We start from the raw sequence: 15,856 nt of genomic DNA, 5'->3' as shown, positions 1-15,856 counted from the left end.
CTTCCTCAGTTCGCCGTCGGCGCGGCGGGGTTACCGCCCCACTCGGCGTGCGCGGGGACTTCCTCGCCCTTCATCAGGAAGGAGTCGGGCGCCAGCACGGCCCCGTCGCCCAGCGTCACGCCGTAGTGCACATGGGCGCCGATGCCGAGGGTGACGCCCGCGCCGAGAGTGGTGTGCTCGGACTTGAAGGTGCCGTCCTCCTGCGAGTGGCACTGGATCTTGCTGCCGGAGTTGAGCGTGCAGTCGTCGCCGATGGCGGTGAGCGTCCGCTCGGTGATGAAGCAGCCGTCGTCGAAGACCCGCCGCCCGATGCGCACCCCGGTCAGCCGCCAGATCAGCGCCTTGTAGGGGGTGCCGTTGTACACCTCCAGATAGTGGTCCGGGACCTTCCACAGCCGCTCGTGCCACCAGAAGTACGGGTCGTAGATGGAGCACAGCTGCGGGCGCAGCGGGCGGAACCGGGTCAGGCAGCGCTCCAGCAGGATGTTGTGCGCGGTGGTGACGAGGAGCGTGAGCGCCAGGTACGCGCCGATCACGAGGTGGCCCAGCGTGCCGTACAGGCCGACCGAGACCAGCCCGACGGCCGTGAGCACCGCCGTCTGCACCCAGCGCAGCACCAGGTGCAGCACCATGGAGCGCAGGTTGTAGCGGTTCTTGGCGGCGAGGCTGCGGTGCAGCGCGTCACCGGTGCGCAGATGGTCGAACCGCGCGTCGCGCTCCACCGTCCTCGGGATCTCGAAGCAGGGCGAGCCGAGCAGGCCGACGCCCTCCCGGACCTCCCCGTCGAGCGGGACCATCACCTTCGTCGCCAGCAGGCAGTTGTCGCCGGTGCGGGCACCGGCCGGGAAGGCGATGTTGTTGCCGAGGAAGTTGTGCGCGCCGATCGTGGCCCGGCTGGTCCGGAAGGACGTGCTGGAGTAGTCGGCGTTGAGCACGGACAGGCCGTCGGCGACCATCGTGCCGCTGCCCACGGACACCAGGAACGGCGACTGGTGCTGCACCTCGGTGCCGAAGTTCGAGCCGGTCTGCTCCACCCGGGAGAGGTCGTACCCGATGCCGCGCAGATAGGGGACGATGTAGGAGCTGTCCCCGAACAGCCAGGTGAAGAACCTGATGTTGGTGAAGGTCGCCATCATCCGGTGCGCCGCGTAGTGGAAGCCGTAGAGCGGGTAGACCCGGTCCGGTCGGACCAGCCGGCGCAGCAGCCGCGGCACGGTGCACAGGGCGAGCACGCCCAGGACGATGCCGCCGCAGTACAGCACCGTGGACACGAGCAGGGTGTCGGCGACGATCTCCCCGGCCGTCGTGCCCCGGGTCTCCGCGGCCAGGCGCTTGCTGAGCACCGGCACCTCGGCGAAGAGCATGTAGACGCCGCCCACCGCGAGCGGCAGATAGAGCAGGAAGAGCTGGAGCAGGGTGGTGGCCGCGAACCCGGCCCGGCGCAGGGTGCCGCAGCGGGCGGGCGGGACGCGTATGTGGTCGACGTCGGTCGGCTGGGCCGGGGAGCCGTGCCGCCGCTCCCCGGCCGGGACGTGCTGGCCCGGGTAGAGCGCGGAGGCGTGGCCGAGCTGGGAGCCGTCGCCCATGACCGTGTCGATGTCGAGCACGGTCTTCTCGCCGACGAAGACGTCCCGGCCCAGGGTGACGCTGCCGGTGCGGATGCGGCCCGCGTGCGCCCGGTAGCCGAGGAAGACGGCGTCGTTGCGGATCACCGTGCCGGCGCCGACGGTGAGCAGGTCGGTGCAGACCGGCACGGACCGGGAGAGGATCGTGACGTCCTTCCCGATGCGCGCGCCGAGCGCCCGCAGATACATGACGTACAGCGGATTGCCGACGAAGAGCACCATCGGATTGGCGTGGAGCAGTGATTTGACGAGCCAGAAACGCAGGTACGCCATGCTCCAGACCGGGAACTCCTGTGGTTTCCACCGGCCGACGAGAACCCATTTGACCAGGACGGGGAAGGCGCACAGGGCGAGGAATCCGATCGTGCCGCACAGGAACGACCGCAGATAGATGTGGGCGAGGCCCGAAGCGGCGGCCACCCATTCGTAGGCCTGGGCGGTGACCATGCCGATGACGAAGGAATAGCCGAGGAATATCAGTGTCTGGAGTGTGCCGCACAGCGCGGGACCCGGTGCGCGCGGGGGCGCGGGCACGGCGGGCGCGGGATGCGCGGCCGGGGCGGCGGACGACGGGTCCGGGCCCGGCGCCGTCGTGGCGGTGGGCGCGGGCGCCGCCGCGACCAGCGCGGCGGCCAGTTCGCGGAGGGTGGGGTGCCGGTAGATGTCCTTCATGGACACCGACGGCAGCTGAGGGTGTTTCCGCACCCGCGCGCAGAACTGCGCCATGACGAGCGAGTTGGCGCCGAGGTCGGTGAAGAAGTGGCTCTCGGCGTGTATTCGGTCGGCGTGCACGACGTCCGCGAGGATGCCCGCGAGTTCCCTTTCGGTGTCTGCGGTTTCTGCGGTGACCGGTTCTGCTTTTCCGTGCCGGGTGAGCGCGGATTCGTCAGGACCGGGCACCAGAATGTCGGCAGACTTCTCCACCATGCGAGCTCCCTGAGGAAAGGTCGAAAACCATCGGCCAGGGGTGGCCGGTCCCCGAGACCGTGCGTTTTCGCCTGATCACGAAACCATGGATCAGTCTTGTGCGGTGGGCGCGGGCCTGCCACTCGGATCCGGCGCGCCGATGCCCCGGCCGACGGCCCACGCGCCGGTGTTCAGGCGGCGGAGGCGCGCCGTGGGGCACCGAAAGGATCACCCGTATGGGGGCGGCGCTGGGTCTCCGGGACGGTGGCGGACGCCGGGGCCGTGCGCCACGCCGGAAGTCGAGTGGCCCCCGGGGGTGCGGACGCGCAGACTGAGCGGAGACGCGGGGCCGTGACCGGGCAGCAGCGCGGTCGGGCCCGCTGCTGGACCGTGCCGGACCGTTCGTCGAGGGGGCCGATATGGCCGTAGAGATCCCGCCCCTGGTCGCGCCCTCCCGCCTGAGGCGCCGCGGGGGCCTGTGGGGTGAGTGCCTGGCGGAGTTCCTGGGGACGCTGGTGCTCATCGCCTTCGGCTGCGGTGTGGTCGCGATGGCGGTCGCCGCGCTGCCCGGCTCCGGCCGCACCGAGGGGCCCACGACCTTCTTCCTGAGCGCGGGCGACTGGCTCCTCATCACCTGGGGGTGGGCGTTCGCCGTGGTCTTCGGCGTGTACGTGGCGGGCGGGGTCAGCGGCGCCCACCTCAACCCGGCGGTGACGCTGGCGTTCGCGGTCCGGCGGAAGTTCCCCTGGTCCAAGGTGCTGCCGTACTGGCTCTCGCAGGTGGTGGGCGCCTTCGTCGGCGCCGCCCTGGTGTACGCGGTCTACCACGACGCCATCAACACCTTCGACCAGGCCATGAAGGGGCCGAAGACGCACGGGCACACCGTCGCGTCCTTCTCCATCTTCGGCACGTTCCCGGCGCCCTACTTCCACGGCGGCTACTGGGGGCCGCTGGTGGACCAGATCGTCGGCACGTCGCTGCTGGTCATGCTGATCGTGGCCATCGTCGACCTGCGCAACACCGCGGTGAAGGCGAACCTCGGCCCGCTCGTGATCGGCTTCGCCGTGGCGGCGGTCGGCATGTCCTACGGGGCCAACGCCGGCTACGCCATCAACCCGGCCCGCGACTTCGGGCCCCGGCTGTTCACGTTCTTCGCCGGGTGGGGAGACCTGGCGCTGCCGGGCACCGAACCGGGCTCGTACAGCGCCTACTGGTGGGTGCCCATCGTCGGGCCGCTGGTCGGCGGCGTGGTGGGCGTCCTCGTCTACGACCTCTTCATCGGCGACATCCTGCACATCCGCGCCCAGCAGGACGAACTCCCCGAGGTCGGCCGCACCCGGGGTTCCGCCTCGGACGAGGAGTAGCCGGGCGCGCGGCGCGGCGTCCGCGGCGGCCGGACCGCCGCGGACGCCGCGCCTGCGCCGGGCCGCGGGCCCGGGTCAGCCGTGGTAGGTGATGTACCCGTTGCCGTCGCGGTCGTCGCGCGCCTTGGTGTACGCGTGCACGTCGGCCCGCGCGCCGGAGGGCAGGTACAGGTAGATGGTGTCCTTGTCGTTGTTCCAGATGAAGTTGCAGTTCTGGCGGTAGGCCACGTTCTTGGCGTCGGACTCGGTGCCCTTGCCGCCGCGCAGCGTCACGTAGTCCCCGGGCTCCAGGTAGTGGTCGGCGGAGAACCGGAACCGGTTGCCGGACGCGTCCTTGACGACGTATCCCTTGAGGTTGACCCGGGTGCCGCGGGAGTAGTTCTTGATCGTCAGATACTCGTTCTTGGCGTTGCCCTTGGTGCAGCTGTTGGAGTCCCGCCCGGGGGCGTCGTACTGGACGCCCTTGATCTTCAGGGCGGAGGAGTACTCGGTGGCCTGTGCCGGAGCGGCGACGACGACGGCGGCGACGGTGCCGGTCATGGCGGCGGCGACGGCCAGCACGGAGCGTATGCGCATGAGGTTCCCCCCTCGGTGATGCGGATGGAGCGTCAGGAGCATACACAAGGCGTGACGGAGTCATGGTGGCAGAGTGAAGAATCCGTGAAGTAGCCCCTGGGGCCGGGGGCGGTCGGTGGGATCCGGGTGACGGCGGCCTCGCCGCCGGGGGAGTGCGTCCTGCGGCCCGGCCTCGCCGCACGGACGACCGGGCCGCCGTCGACCCGTCTCCCGGCGCGTCCCGCACCCGGGGCGGGGGCCGGAGCCCGCTATGTTCGTGCGCACACAGCGAGGTTCGGAGCCGGGGATGCAGAACACAGACGTACGGGACGCGGAGGCGCAGGCGCCACCGGCGCCGCCGGCCGCCGGGGAACGGGCCGCGCGCGGCCTGCCCCGGTCCTGGCCGCTCCTGCTGCTGGGCGCCGCCGTCCTGCCCGGTGCGGTGGTCTTCGCCGTGGGCCGCTGGTCGGACGGGCAGGCGCTGGAGGCCTGGCGGACCGTCTGCCTCGCCGTCACCGTGCAGGCCACGCCCTTCCTGCTGCTCGGCACCGTCCTGTCCGGTGCCATCAACGCCTTCGTGCCGGACCGGGTGTTCAGCCGCGTACTGCCCCGGCGCCCCGCGCTCGCCGTCCCGGTGGCCGGGATCGCCGGTGTCGTCCTGCCGGGCTGCGAATGCGCCTCCGTGCCGGTCGCGGGCAGCCTGATCAGCCGGGGCGTGACCCCGGCCGCCGCCTTCGCCTTTCTGCTCTCCGCCCCGGCGGTCAACCCGGTCGTGCTGACCGCCACCGCGATCGCCTTCCCCGGCAACCCCGCCATGGTGCTGGCCCGGCTGGTCGCCTCCCTGGTCACCGCCGCCGCGATGGGCTGGCTCTGGCTCTTCCTGGGCCGCGAGGAGTGGCTGCGGCCGACGGCCCGGCACACCGGCCACCGGCCGGGACACAGCCGCTGGACGGAGTTCCGGCGCGGCTTCCAGCACGACTTCCTGCACGCGGGCGGCTTCCTGGTGCTCGGCGCCATGGCCGCGGCCACCTTCAACGTGGCGGTGCCGCGCACCGTGCTCGACACGTTCTCCGGCTCGCCCTGGCTCTCGGTGCTGTTCCTCGCCGGGCTCGCCGTGCTGCTCGCGGTCTGCTCGGAGGCCGACGCGTTCGTCGCGGCCTCGCTCACCGGCTTCTCGCCGCTGGCCCGGCTGACGTTCATGGTGGTCGGCCCGATGGTCGACCTCAAGCTGATCGCGCTTCAGGCGGGCACCTTCGGAAAGGCGTTCGCGGCGCGCTTCTCCACCGCGACCGCCGTCGTCGCCGTCGTGTGCAGCACGCTCGTCGGAGGATTCCTGCTGTGAAACGCCCGTTCCAGGTGGCCCTGCTCGTCCTCAGCGGACTCGGCCTGCTGCACGCCTCGCTCTTCACCGACCTCTTCCTGCGCTATGTGAAGGAGGGCATGCGGCCCCTGCTGATCGCCTCCGGGGTGCTGCTGCTCCTGCTGGGCGTCGCGGAGGCGTGGCCGTCGAAGCGGCGTAAGGGACATGACGACGGGGCGACGCACGACGAGCACGAGCACGAGCATGAGCCCGAGCACGGGGCCGGGAGCGGGCACGGGCACGACCACTCCCGGGCGCCGCGCGTCGCCTGGCTGCTGTTCCTGCCCGCCCTGAGCCTGCTCTTCTGGGCCCCGCCCGCCCTCGGCGCGTACACCGCCTCCCGCGAGGCGCCCCGGGCCGTCGACCGGCAGAGCAGCTTCGACCCGCTGCCCGCGACCTCACCGCTCCCGCTGACGCTCAGCGACTTCACCCGCCGGGTGCAGCAGGACCGTACCCAGGCCGTCCGCGGCCGTACGGTCCTGCTGACCGGGTTCGTCACGCCGGACAAGGGACACCGGGACAGCTGGTACCTCACCCGGATCATCCTGAACTGCTGCGCGGCGGACGCCCAGTCCGTGAAGGTACGCGTCCAGGGGGCCGCGCCGCCCGCGAACACCTGGGTCTCGGTGACCGGCACCTGGCACCCGGGCGGCACCCTGGGCACCGCGTCGGCCGCGGCCGCGCTCGACGCCCGCGCGGTCCGGACGATCGACCGCCCGGTCAACGGCTACACGGACGACCTGCCGCTCGTGCCGTCGCGCTGACGGACGGGCAGGGCCGCGGCCCAGGGGAACCCGTGGTCAGGCGCCCGGCACCGGCCGCACGGTCAGGATCTGCTGGGCGTGCCCGACCGGCCCGTGCACGTCGTGCAGGACCGTGCTGGTGACGCCCTGGCCCGTGGGACCGAAGACGACGGTGGTGTCCAGACCGGTCCAGCGGCCCTCGGGACGGCGGTGCAGATGCACGGTCAGATCGACGTTGGGGAAGATCCACTCCTTGGGCGACTCCCGTACGGCGATGCCGTTCGCCGTGTCGACCAGGGCCAGGTAGGAGGCGAGCGGGGAGCTGGGCTCGGCGGCCACCAGGGCGAGCGGGGTGGAGACCCAGGCGGTGGCGCGGCCCGGCCGCGGCGGGGCGAGCGGGCGGACGTCGAGGGAGGCGATGTAGCCGCCGGGCCAGTGGTCGGCCATCGGCCACGGGGCGAGCCGCTCGGGCGGGGTGAGCCGGTCGTCGGCGCCGCCCTCGACGCCCGTGGTGTCCTGCGGCGCGAGCAGCCAGGCCCGCGCCCGGACCACCGGGCGCCCGGCGACACGCACCACGGCCTCCAGCAGCTCGATGGTCCGCCCCGGCCGGACGGTCTCCACCCGGATCTCGCACTCCTCCAGGGCCAGCCGGCCCAGGATGTCGTAGCTGATCCGCGACAGCAGCAGTCCGCCCGGCCCCCGGCCCGCCAGATACCCCTCGATCGCGTGCACCACGAGGCCCCCGAGCGGACTGAAGTGCAGCTCCGTCTCGTCCCAGGCCCCGCTCGCGTGGGCGGTCGGCTTGAAACGGTGCTCGTCGGTGCGGACGTAGTAGCTGTCGGGTGCCGTGCTGCCGGTGTTCAACGGACGCCTTCCCTCGGTCTGTGCCTCGCTCTCGCTCCGCGCCGCGCCGGCCGGCCCCGTACCGGGAACCGGGTGCGCGCGGGACGGACACGGGGCAGCATGACACGGACGGCGGTACCCGCCCTGCGGCAGGGTGCCCCGCTACGGCCACCACCGGGGAGGACTCCGTGTACCTGCGCGATGTGACGGAGGACGACGTCGGCGCGTACCTCCGTATGCGGTGCGACCCGGAGATGACGGCCGGGCTCGGCGGACCGCTGCCGGCCGCCGGTATGGCGGACAAGGTGCGCCGGGACGCCGCGGAGGCGGCGGCGGACACCGCGTGGATCAAGATGATCGTCCCCGGCTCCCGGGGCCCGGAGGCGGTCGCCGGGTCGGTGACGATCTGGTCCCACGACACGGGGGACGGCCCGGTCTCCGAGATCGGCTGGATGGTGCTGCCCGAGTTCCAGGGGCGCGGCCTGGGCGGGCGCGCGGCCCGGCTGCTGCTCGAACGGGCGCGCGACGAGGACCGCTGGGGTGCGGTGCACGCGTTCCCCGCGACGGACAACGCGCCCTCGAACGGCATCTGCCGTTCCCTCGGCTTCCGGCTGCTCGGCGCGTGCGACGTGCCGTTCGCGGGCCGGGTGCTGCGCGGCAACCACTGGGTGATCGACCCGCGCACCGACCTGACGGCCGGCTGACCCGGGACGGGCCCGTCCCGGGCACGGGGGGCGGGCGGTGCGGATCCGGAGGCGCGCGGGTCCAGGACCGAGTGGGTCCCGGGCCGGGCGGACCTCAGCCGGCGAGGACCTCGGCCCAGCGGCTGGTCCCGGTCCGGTCGGCCCGGACGCCGCAGCGGGCGGAGAGCGCGGTGACGATGCCGAGACCGCGGCCGTGCTCGTCGGGGTCGGGCGCCGCGCCGGGGGTGGGCGGCGCCGCCGGGCCGAGGTCGCTCACCTCGACGTGGACGGCGCCGTGGCCGTCGACCGGGACGCGCCACAGCCGCAGCGTCGCGGGCGGCCTGGCGTGCACGAGCGCGTTGGTGACCAGCTCCGACACGACCAGGAGCACATCGTCGGCGGCCTCGGCGGGCAGGTTCCAGCCGCCCAGCAGCCGGTGCACACGGCGGCGTACCGCCGACACGGCACCGGGTGTGTGCAGCAGGGGGAAGGCGTGGTCGACTTCCCCGTGGGGCGCTGCGTCGAGCTGCGCTACGGTCATGTGCCCTCCTCCTCGGACCTGCCCCGGGCCTCGATCCGACCCGACGCGACATGTCACGCTAAGGAACGAATGCCCCGCAGGTCAATGAACAGCGGTCGGCATTGCCGAACGACAGTCCTGAGCGGGGCAAACAGGACTAATATCGCCCCATGGCCGGACCCGTCCAGTCGATCGAACGAGCCGCGGCGATCCTGCGCCTCCTCGCCGGCGGGCCCCGCAGGCTGGGGCTCGGCGAAGTGGCGTCCTCCCTCGGGCTGGCCAAGGGAACCGCTCACGGCATCCTGCGCACCCTTCAGCACGTGGACTTCGTCGAGCAGGACGAGACCACCGGAAAATACCAGCTCGGGGCGGCACTGCTGCATCTGGGTACCAGTTACCTCGACGTCAACGAACTCCGCTCGCGCGCCATCAACTGGGCCGACGCGCTGGCCGCCCGCAGCGGCGAGGCGGTCCGGCTGGGCACCCCGCTGGAGGGCCAGGTCCTGATCATCCACCATGTGTTCCGGCCCGACGACACCCTCCAGACCCTGGACGTGGGCGCGCTGCTGCCGCTGCACGCCTCCTCGCTGGGCAAGGTCCTGCTGGCCTACGGCGCGGCCACCCTCGGCCCGCCGCCCGCGGACGGACTGGCCGCCTACACCCGGCACACCCTCGTGGACCGCGCGGATCTGGACCGGGCGCTCGCCGCGATCCGCGAGGTCGGCTGGGGGGCCGAGGTGCAGGAGATGGCCATGGGGGACGCCGGGATCGCCGCGCCCATCCGCGGGCACGGCGGCCTCGTGGTGGGCGCCGTCTGCCTCTCCGGCCCGGTCGAACGGATCTGCGACCCCAGGGGCACACCGCAGCCCGCGCTGGTCGCCCTGCTCCGGGAGGCCGCGCGGGCGATCTCCCGGGACCTGGGGGCGGCCCGCTGGTAGATCCGGGCAGGTCTCCCGTGCGAGGCCGCCGCAGACAGCCCGGCAGGACCCGCACCCGCGCGACGCATCGGAAGGCAGGCCCGACCATGGTTGACCGGTATGTGATGTCCATCGACCAGGGCACCACGTCCACACGGTGCATCCTGTTCGACCGCCGCGGCCGGCTGTGCGCCGTCGCCCAGCGGGAGCACCAGCAGTACTTCCCCCGGCCCGGCTGGGTCGAGCACGACGCCGTGGAGATCTGGCGCAACGTCCAGCGCGTCGTCCCCGAGGCGCTGGAGAGCGCCGGGGCGGACGCGGGCATGATCGCCGCCATCGGCATCGCCAACCAGCGGGAGACGACGGTGCTGTGGGACCGCGGGACCGGGGAGCCGCTGGGCCGGGCCGTCGTCTGGCAGGACACCCGCACCGCACCGCTGGTCGACGCGCTCCGTGACCGGCCCGGCGACGAGTTCTTCCTGGACCGCTGCGGCCTGCCCCCCTCCACCTACTTCTCCGCGCCCCGCATCCGCTGGCTCTTCGACCACACGGAGGGCCTGGAGGAGCGCGCCCGCAGCGGCGAGGTGCTGTTCGGCACGATGGAGAGCTGGCTGATCTGGAACCTCACCGGCGGCACCGACGGCGGCCTGCACATCACCGACCCCACCAACGCCGGGCGCACCATGCTCGTCAACATCCGCACCCTGACCTGGGACCCGGAACTGCTCGACTTCTTCGGCGTCCCGCGCGCCCTGCTGCCCGAGATCCGCTCCTCCGCCGAGAGCTACGGCGAGGCCCGCGCGCTGCTCCCCGGCGTCCGCATCACCGCCGCGCTCGGCGACCAGCAGGCCGCCCTGTTCGGCCAGACCTGCTTCTCGCCCGGCGAGGCCAAGTGCACCTACGGCACCGGCAGCTTCCTGCTCATGAACACCGGCACCGACCTGGTCCGCTCCCGCCACGGCCTGCTCACCACCGTCGCCTACAAGATCGCGGGCGAGCCCACCGTCTACGCCCTCGAAGGGCCCATGGCCGTCACCGGCTCCCTGGTGCAGTGGTTCCGCGACCGGCTCGGCCTGATCGGCAGCGCCCCCGAGATCGAGACGCTGGCCCGCACGGTGGAGGACAACGGCGGCTGCTACATCGTCCCCGCGTTCTCCGGCCTGTTCGCGCCCCACTGGCGCAGCGACGCCCGGGGAGTCGTCGTCGGCCTCACGTCGTACATCACCAAGGGCCATCTGGCCCGCGCCGTGCTGGAGGCGACCGCCTGGCAGACCCGGGAGGTCGTCGACGCCATGAACGCCGACTCCGGGCTCGCGCTGCGCCGGCTCAAGGTGGACGGCGGCATGACCTCCGACCATCTGCTGATGCAGCTGCTCGCCGATGTGCTCGACGTGCCGGTGGTGCGGCCCCTGGTGGCCGAGACGGTCTCGCTCGGCGCCGCCTACGCCGCCGGGCTCGCCGTCGGCTACTGGTCCGACCTGGAGGTCCTGCGCGACAACTGGCACCGGGCCGGTCAGTGGCTGCCGGCCATGGACCCCGAGCGGCGCGCCTTTGAGTACGAGAGCTGGCAGCGGGCCGTCGAGCGGTCCCTCGACTGGGTCCGCCCCCGCGGCGACACCCGCTGACCCGCCCGGCCCGCCCGCCGGAACCGGTCCCCGCCGGAAGCACGGCGCATCGGCACGCCGCGCGTGGTTACCCGGAGGCTCCGGGGTTCGGAAGTGAGCCCCCTCGGGCTCTCCGCGCCACAGCTCGCGGAGAGCCCTCCTGCGTGCCGTGCGGGAGCCGCCGTGCGGACCGGAGGTGAGGCCGTGCGGACCGGAGGTGAGAAGGGCGGGGCGGGACGGTTGCGCGGGATGTGGTCGGGTACGCGAGCAGAACCGTGCCGGGGCCGCCGCGCCCCGCCGGCCCCCACGACCGATCACCGCCGCGACCAGGGGACCCGCCATGGAGACACCCGCGAACGACAACACCGCCACGCCCGCCCAGCAGGCGCTGGACGTGCTCGCCGAGAACGCCGAGGACACCGGGGCACTGGACACACTGGCCGGCAGCGACGTGCTGGTTCCCGTGCCGGACGACGTGAGCGACGAGGACGCCACCGATCCCTCGGCGGTGGCGCTGCCCGTCCTGGAACAGCCGGGCGGGGTGCCCGTGGTCCCGGTGTTCACCTCGGAACTGGAGATGTCCGAGCTGCTGCCCTTCATCTCCCGCTACCGGCTGGTGCCCCTGGGCGCCCTCGCGTCCCAGTGGCCCGCCGACGACCTGTCGCTCACCATAGACGCCAGCTCGCCGCACGGTCTGACGCTCACCTCGGAAGGGGTGCGCACCCTGCTGGGCACCCGGGCCTGACCCCGGGGCCAGGCGGCCCGCGCTCACGCGTCCTGGACGAGTCCGACGAGATTGCCGTCGGGGTCCTTGACCGAGGCGATGCTCCGGCCGCCGCCCACCTCCTGCACGTCCTGGAGCAGCTCGCCGCCCGCCGCCAGCAGGGCCGCGAGCCGCTCCCGGATGTCGTCCACGTGCCAGTACGGCACCGGACCCGTCATGCCCTTGGCGTGGCCGCTCGGATCGAGACCGACGTCCTGGCCGGCCGCCTTGAAACCGACGTAGTAGGGCTCGTCGGCGTACGGCTCGACCCCCAGCAGCGCGCGGAACAGCGGCTTGGCCCGGTCGAGGTCCTTGACGGGGTAGACGATCGTCCTGAGTCCTTCGGTCATGGTGTGCTCCTCGGTGTCGGCCGGACCCGGCGGGTGCGGCGGTGGTTCCACCGTAGGACGGGGGAGCGCGCACGACTTCTCGGATCCTGACCGGTTGCTCCGGGCGCGCGCACACGCACCCGTCACGCCTTGTGCACCTCGCGCGCGCCCCGCGTGTGCCGTATGCGCCGCGTCCGCGCGTCCGCGCCCCCGCACGCCGCGTCCGCGCGACCCGCCCCCCTTCTCGCGCCGTCCTCGCACCCCCCGCGCACCAGCCGGTACCGGCCAAGGGCCTCCGACTCCCGGACGCGGCGGGCGGGCCCGCGCCACAGTGGGAGGCGCCGGTGACGGGACCGGCCGACCGACAGGAGGCGGAGATGCTGCGGACTCCCGCCGGCCGGGCGACCCGGCTGCTGGTCCTGGAGTGGCTGAAGGCCCCGGCGGAGCACGGGGCGACCGCGCGCTCGGTCGCCGCCGCCCTCGGCGTCCCCCGGCGCACCGCCGAGGCGCACCTCGCCCTCCTCACCGACCTCGGCCTGCTGCGCACCCGGCGGGCCGGCCGCCGCACCTACTACCGGCGGGACGAGGCCCGGATCGCCGAGGTGGCCCGGCTGTTCGAGACGGGCTGGTGACGGGCTGGTGACCGCGGCGTCCCGGACGGGTGCGCGCGGGCCGGGGCGCTAGGGTGAGGCCCGGCCTCTTCCGGCCGGTGCGGGCCCGTCCGCACCGCCGCCGCGCGCGAACGGCTCGATTTGGGAAGCTCCGGGGCCGTACGTCACCGGGATTTCACCTTGGCGTAGTAAGAGTGTCTGCGACGCGCGAGCGTCTACAGCACTGTCGACCAACCCTTTCCCAGAACTGGATCCCATGAGCGCCATCTCCGTCGGTCAGGCCGTCGTCCTCGGAGTCGTCGAGGGGGTGACCGAGTTCCTCCCCGTGTCCTCCACCGGCCACCTCAAGATCGCCGAGGGGCTCATGGACATCCCGGTGGACGACAGCTCCGTCGTCGGGTTCTCCGCCGTCATCCAGGTCGGCGCCATCGCCGCCGTGCTCGTGTACTTCTTCAAGGACATCGTGCGGATCGTCTCCGCCTGGTTCCGCGGCCTGACCGACCGCGAGGAGCGCTACCACCACGACTACAAGTTCGCCTGGTGGGTGATCTACGCGACCATCCCGATCGTCGTGGTCGGTCTGGCCGCCAAGCCGCTGATCGACGGGCCGCTCGGCTCGCTGTGGGTGGTCGCGGGCTCGCTGATCGCCGGCAGCGCTGTGATGTGGTGCGCCGACCAGATGGGACGGCACAAGCGCGGCGAGGACGACACCTCCTTCAAGGACGCGATGCTGGTCGGCGCCTCCCAGATCCTCGCCCTGCTCTTCCCCGGCTTCTCCCGCTCCGGCGCCACCATGTCCACCGCGCTCATCCTCGACCTGGACCGGGTCGCCGCCACCCGGCTCTCCTTCTTCCTGGGCATCCCCGCGCTGACCGGCGCCGGGATCTACGAGCTGAAGGACGCCCTGGGCGCCGGGGTGGGCGCGGCGCCGCTGGCCGTCGGCACGGTCGTCTCCTTCGTCGTCGCCTACGCCTCCATCGCCTGGCTGCTCAAGTTCGTCGCCAAGCACTCCTTCAACGCCTTCGTCCTCTACCGCATCGTCATCGGCGTGCTCCTCTTCGGCCTGCTGGGCGCGGGCGTCCTGAACGCCTGAGCCGTCCGCGGCGGCGCGGGTGCGCGGGCGGCGGCTTGACAGCCCCGTACCGCGCGCCGGACCATCGCAGGGTGAACCTGTCAGACAGCCAGACAGGTGGGTCGGTGCCCCGGCGCGTCAGCGCCATGGAGGCGGTGCTCACCCACCTGCGCGGCGCCATCGAGCGCGGCACCTACGCCGTCGGCGACAAGCTCCCCTCCGAGGCGGAGCTGTGCCGCACGCTCGGCGTCTCCCGGCCCGTGCTGCGCGAGGCCCTGCGCGCCTTGCAGACGATGGGTCTGACCGTGTCACGGACCGGCAGGGGCACCTTCGTCGTCGCCCGCTCGGTGGAGGACCCCACCTTCGGCGACTACGCGGCCAGCGACCTCATGGAGGTGCGCCGGCACATCGAGATCCCCGTCGCCGGGTACGCCGCCCGGCGGCGCACGCCCGAGGACGTCGAGCGCCTGACCGGCCTGCTGGAGCGCATGGAGCGGGAGACCGACACGACCGCGTGGGTCGCGCTGGACACCCTGTTCCACCTGTCCGTCGCGCAGGCCGCCCGCAATCCCGTCTTCCGGCGCGTCATCGAGGAGATCCGGGACGCCCTGGCCCGCCAGTCGGCCTTCCTCAACGAACTGGGCGGGCGCCGCGAGCACTCCGACCGCGAGCACCGCGCCCTGGTCGAGGCCCTGGCCGAGGGCAGCGAGGAGGCCGCGGTGCGGGCCATGTCCCACCACCTCGACCGCGTCGAGACGACCCTCACCGACATCGTGCGCTCCGCACCCACGCCCACCGGGGCCGACGCGTGAACCCCACGCAGGCCGCGCCCTCCACCCACCAGTGATCCAGGCAGTGATGTACAGCAGCTTCCCCGCCGAGGCACCCCTCGTCCGCGAACCCCGCCACGTCCCCGTCGCCCACCTCGTGCGCGGCGGAGTGATCGAGGGCGTCCACCACGGCTCCGTCGTCGTCCTCGACGCCCACGGCCGGGTCTCCTTCGAGCTCGGCGACCCCGGGGCGGCCTTCTACCCGCGTTCGGCGATCAAGCCCGTCCAGGCCGTCGCCATGGTGCGCGCCGGGCTCCCGCTGGAGGGCGAACTGCTCTCGCTGGCCGCCGCCAGCCACTCCGGCGAGGAACGCCACCTCGCCGGGACCCGGCGGATCCTGGAACTGGCCGGACTCACCGAGGACGATCTGCGCAACGTCCCCGACCTGCCCTTCGACCCGGTCGTCCGGGACGCCTGGGTGCGCGAGGGCCGGCTGCCCTCCCGGCTCGCCCAGAACTGCTCGGGCAAACACGCGGCCATGCTCTACACCTGCCGCCTCAACGGCTGGTCGCTCGACGACTACCTGGATCCGGCCCACCCGCTCCAGCAGGCCGTCGCCGAGATCGTCGAGGACCTGACCGGGCAGCGCGTCGCCCGGGTCACCGTCGACGGCTGCGGCGCCCCGCTGTTCGCGGTCTCGCTGGAGGGCCTGGCCCGCGCCGCCGCCCGGATCACCACCGCGGTCGCGGACACCCCCGAGGCGCGTGTGGCCGACGCGATGCGCGAGCACGCCGAGATGGCGTCGGGCTCGGGCCGGGACGTGGCCGCGCTGATGCGGGCCGTGCCCGGCCTGCTCGCCAAGGACGGTTTCGAGGGGGTCCAGGTCGCCGCGCTGCCGGACGGCCGGGCCGTCGCCGTGAAGATCGCCGACGGCGCGAACCGGGCCCGGATACCGGTGGCCGCCACCGCCCTCGTCCGGGCCGGTGTCGACCCGGCCCTGCTCACCGAGTTCGCGGGCGAGACCCTGCTCGGCGGCGGTGTGCCGGTGGGCCGGGTGCGCCCCGTACGGGCGCTGGACCCGGACCCGGCTCCCGACCCGCTCACGGCCTGCGCCTGACCGGGACCGGCTGGACCGGCCGGAGGTCTGCGGGGACGGTAAGAGGGGAGGCCGCACGAGGGCGCCGGAACGCG

General features: G+C 73.2%; 16 protein-coding genes. 11 read left to right on the top strand and 5 right to left on the bottom strand.

Features of this window, described 5'->3' with window-relative positions; all coding sequences use genetic code 11:
* Positions 1–5: 5 nt before the first annotated feature.
* A complete protein-coding gene (locus ACWDYF_RS28880; RefSeq protein ID WP_389471549.1) occupies positions 6–2,552 on the bottom strand; it encodes a Pls/PosA family non-ribosomal peptide synthetase in 2,547 nt (848 codons plus the stop codon).
* Positions 2,553–2,950: 398 nt separating this feature from the next.
* On the opposite strand from ACWDYF_RS28880, the gene ACWDYF_RS28875 reads away from it, so the two are divergent.
* Positions 2,951–3,895 carry an MIP/aquaporin family protein gene (locus tag ACWDYF_RS28875; protein ID WP_381738069.1) on the top strand — a complete coding sequence of 315 codons (945 nt, stop codon included), beginning with the start codon at positions 2,951–2,953 and terminating at the stop codon, positions 3,893–3,895.
* A 75-nt stretch (positions 3,896–3,970) separates the two neighbouring features.
* Here the strand turns inward: ACWDYF_RS28875 and ACWDYF_RS28870 are convergent, their stop codons facing one another.
* Positions 3,971–4,471 (bottom strand): lamin tail domain-containing protein, encoded by a 501-nt coding sequence (locus ACWDYF_RS28870; RefSeq protein WP_389474560.1) that lies wholly within the window; start codon positions 4,469–4,471, stop codon positions 3,971–3,973.
* A 286-nt stretch (positions 4,472–4,757) separates the two neighbouring features.
* Here ACWDYF_RS28870 and ACWDYF_RS28865 point away from each other — a divergent pair, with 286 nt between their 5' ends.
* Together ACWDYF_RS28865 and ACWDYF_RS28860 are read left to right on the top strand one after the other, a co-directional pair.
* Positions 4,758–5,792, top strand: a complete 1,035-nt coding sequence (locus tag ACWDYF_RS28865; RefSeq protein WP_381738072.1) for a permease — start codon at positions 4,758–4,760, stop codon at positions 5,790–5,792.
* The gene (locus ACWDYF_RS28860; RefSeq protein WP_389474562.1) at positions 5,789–6,574 is read left to right on the top strand and encodes a TIGR03943 family putative permease subunit; all 786 of its coding nucleotides are present in this window, start codon (positions 5,789–5,791) and stop codon (positions 6,572–6,574) included. Before ACWDYF_RS28865 ends, ACWDYF_RS28860 begins: the two co-directional genes overlap by 4 nt.
* A 36-nt stretch (positions 6,575–6,610) precedes the next feature.
* On the opposite strand, the gene ACWDYF_RS28855 is transcribed toward ACWDYF_RS28860, so the two are convergent.
* Positions 6,611–7,417 (bottom strand): thioesterase family protein, encoded by an 807-nt coding sequence (locus tag ACWDYF_RS28855; protein ID WP_389474564.1) that lies wholly within the window; start codon positions 7,415–7,417, stop codon positions 6,611–6,613.
* Between the two features lie 167 nt (positions 7,418–7,584).
* Between ACWDYF_RS28855 and ACWDYF_RS28850 the strand changes: the two genes are divergently transcribed.
* The gene (locus ACWDYF_RS28850) at positions 7,585–8,100 is read left to right on the top strand and encodes a GNAT family N-acetyltransferase (protein ID WP_389474566.1); all 516 of its coding nucleotides are present in this window, start codon (positions 7,585–7,587) and stop codon (positions 8,098–8,100) included.
* Between the two features lie 94 nt (positions 8,101–8,194).
* Here ACWDYF_RS28850 and ACWDYF_RS28845 read toward each other — a convergent pair whose 3' ends face one another.
* Positions 8,195–8,620: an ATP-binding protein gene (locus ACWDYF_RS28845; protein ID WP_018570867.1), complete on the bottom strand. Its 426-nt coding sequence runs from the start codon at positions 8,618–8,620 to the stop codon at positions 8,195–8,197.
* Positions 8,621–8,769: 149 nt separating this feature from the next.
* Between ACWDYF_RS28845 and ACWDYF_RS28840 the strand changes: the two genes are divergently transcribed.
* From ACWDYF_RS28840 to ACWDYF_RS28830, 3 genes are all read left to right on the top strand, one after another.
* Positions 8,770–9,537 carry an IclR family transcriptional regulator gene (locus ACWDYF_RS28840; protein WP_389474569.1) on the top strand — a complete coding sequence of 256 codons (768 nt, stop codon included), beginning with the start codon at positions 8,770–8,772 and terminating at the stop codon, positions 9,535–9,537.
* An 86-nt stretch (positions 9,538–9,623) separates the two neighbouring features.
* Positions 9,624–11,141 (top strand): glycerol kinase GlpK, encoded by a 1,518-nt coding sequence (gene glpK, locus ACWDYF_RS28835; RefSeq protein WP_381738080.1) that lies wholly within the window; start codon positions 9,624–9,626, stop codon positions 11,139–11,141.
* A gap of 319 nt (positions 11,142–11,460) precedes the next feature.
* The gene (locus ACWDYF_RS28830; RefSeq protein ID WP_018570864.1) at positions 11,461–11,865 is read left to right on the top strand and encodes an SseB family protein; all 405 of its coding nucleotides are present in this window, start codon (positions 11,461–11,463) and stop codon (positions 11,863–11,865) included.
* A 23-nt stretch (positions 11,866–11,888) separates the two neighbouring features.
* On the opposite strand, the gene ACWDYF_RS28825 is transcribed toward ACWDYF_RS28830, so the two are convergent.
* The gene (locus ACWDYF_RS28825) at positions 11,889–12,233 is read right to left on the bottom strand and encodes a VOC family protein (protein ID WP_381738082.1); all 345 of its coding nucleotides are present in this window, start codon (positions 12,231–12,233) and stop codon (positions 11,889–11,891) included.
* A gap of 356 nt (positions 12,234–12,589) precedes the next feature.
* On the opposite strand from ACWDYF_RS28825, the gene ACWDYF_RS28820 reads away from it, so the two are divergent.
* From ACWDYF_RS28820 to ACWDYF_RS28805, 4 genes are all read left to right on the top strand, one after another.
* On the top strand, positions 12,590–12,844 hold the full coding sequence (locus tag ACWDYF_RS28820; protein WP_381738084.1) for an ArsR family transcriptional regulator: 255 nt from the start codon (positions 12,590–12,592) through the stop codon (positions 12,842–12,844).
* Positions 12,845–13,079: 235 nt separating this feature from the next.
* A complete protein-coding gene (locus ACWDYF_RS28815; protein ID WP_018570861.1) occupies positions 13,080–13,916 on the top strand; it encodes an undecaprenyl-diphosphate phosphatase in 837 nt (278 codons plus the stop codon).
* 71 nt (positions 13,917–13,987) lie between these two features.
* On the top strand, positions 13,988–14,707 hold the full coding sequence (locus ACWDYF_RS28810) for a FadR/GntR family transcriptional regulator (RefSeq protein ID WP_381738086.1): 720 nt from the start codon (positions 13,988–13,990) through the stop codon (positions 14,705–14,707).
* Between the two features lie 46 nt (positions 14,708–14,753).
* Positions 14,754–15,782 (top strand): asparaginase, encoded by a 1,029-nt coding sequence (locus ACWDYF_RS28805; RefSeq protein WP_381738088.1) that lies wholly within the window; start codon positions 14,754–14,756, stop codon positions 15,780–15,782.
* The last annotated feature ends 74 nt before the right edge of the window (positions 15,783–15,856 follow it).

It is taken from the genome of Streptomyces sp. NPDC003284, from assembly GCF_053589675.1.
Note: the sequence above shows the minus strand (reverse complement) of the source record. Positions and strands in the feature narration are given on the sequence as shown.

Excerpts from the sequence above, each read along its gene's own strand:
- ACWDYF_RS28870 (WP_389474560.1), bottom strand. The coding sequence starts at position 4,471 with ATGCGCATACGCTCCGTGCTGGCCGTCGCCGCCGCCATGACCGGCACC.
- ACWDYF_RS28880 (WP_389471549.1), bottom strand. The coding sequence starts at position 2,552 with ATGGTGGAGAAGTCTGCCGACATTCTGGTGCCCGGTCCTGACGAATCC.
- ACWDYF_RS28820 (WP_381738084.1), top strand. The coding sequence starts at position 12,590 with ATGCTGCGGACTCCCGCCGGCCGGGCGACCCGGCTGCTGGTCCTGGAG.
- ACWDYF_RS28875 (WP_381738069.1), top strand. The coding sequence starts at position 2,951 with ATGGCCGTAGAGATCCCGCCCCTGGTCGCGCCCTCCCGCCTGAGGCGC.
- ACWDYF_RS28830 (WP_018570864.1), top strand. The coding sequence starts at position 11,461 with ATGGAGACACCCGCGAACGACAACACCGCCACGCCCGCCCAGCAGGCG.
- ACWDYF_RS28845 (WP_018570867.1), bottom strand. The coding sequence starts at position 8,620 with ATGACCGTAGCGCAGCTCGACGCAGCGCCCCACGGGGAAGTCGACCAC.
- ACWDYF_RS28865 (WP_381738072.1), top strand. The coding sequence starts at position 4,758 with ATGCAGAACACAGACGTACGGGACGCGGAGGCGCAGGCGCCACCGGCG.
- ACWDYF_RS28815 (WP_018570861.1), top strand. The coding sequence starts at position 13,080 with ATGAGCGCCATCTCCGTCGGTCAGGCCGTCGTCCTCGGAGTCGTCGAG.
- ACWDYF_RS28805 (WP_381738088.1), top strand. The coding sequence starts at position 14,754 with ATGTACAGCAGCTTCCCCGCCGAGGCACCCCTCGTCCGCGAACCCCGC.
- glpK (WP_381738080.1), top strand. The coding sequence starts at position 9,624 with ATGGTTGACCGGTATGTGATGTCCATCGACCAGGGCACCACGTCCACA.
- ACWDYF_RS28825 (WP_381738082.1), bottom strand. The coding sequence starts at position 12,233 with ATGACCGAAGGACTCAGGACGATCGTCTACCCCGTCAAGGACCTCGAC.
- ACWDYF_RS28840 (WP_389474569.1), top strand. The coding sequence starts at position 8,770 with ATGGCCGGACCCGTCCAGTCGATCGAACGAGCCGCGGCGATCCTGCGC.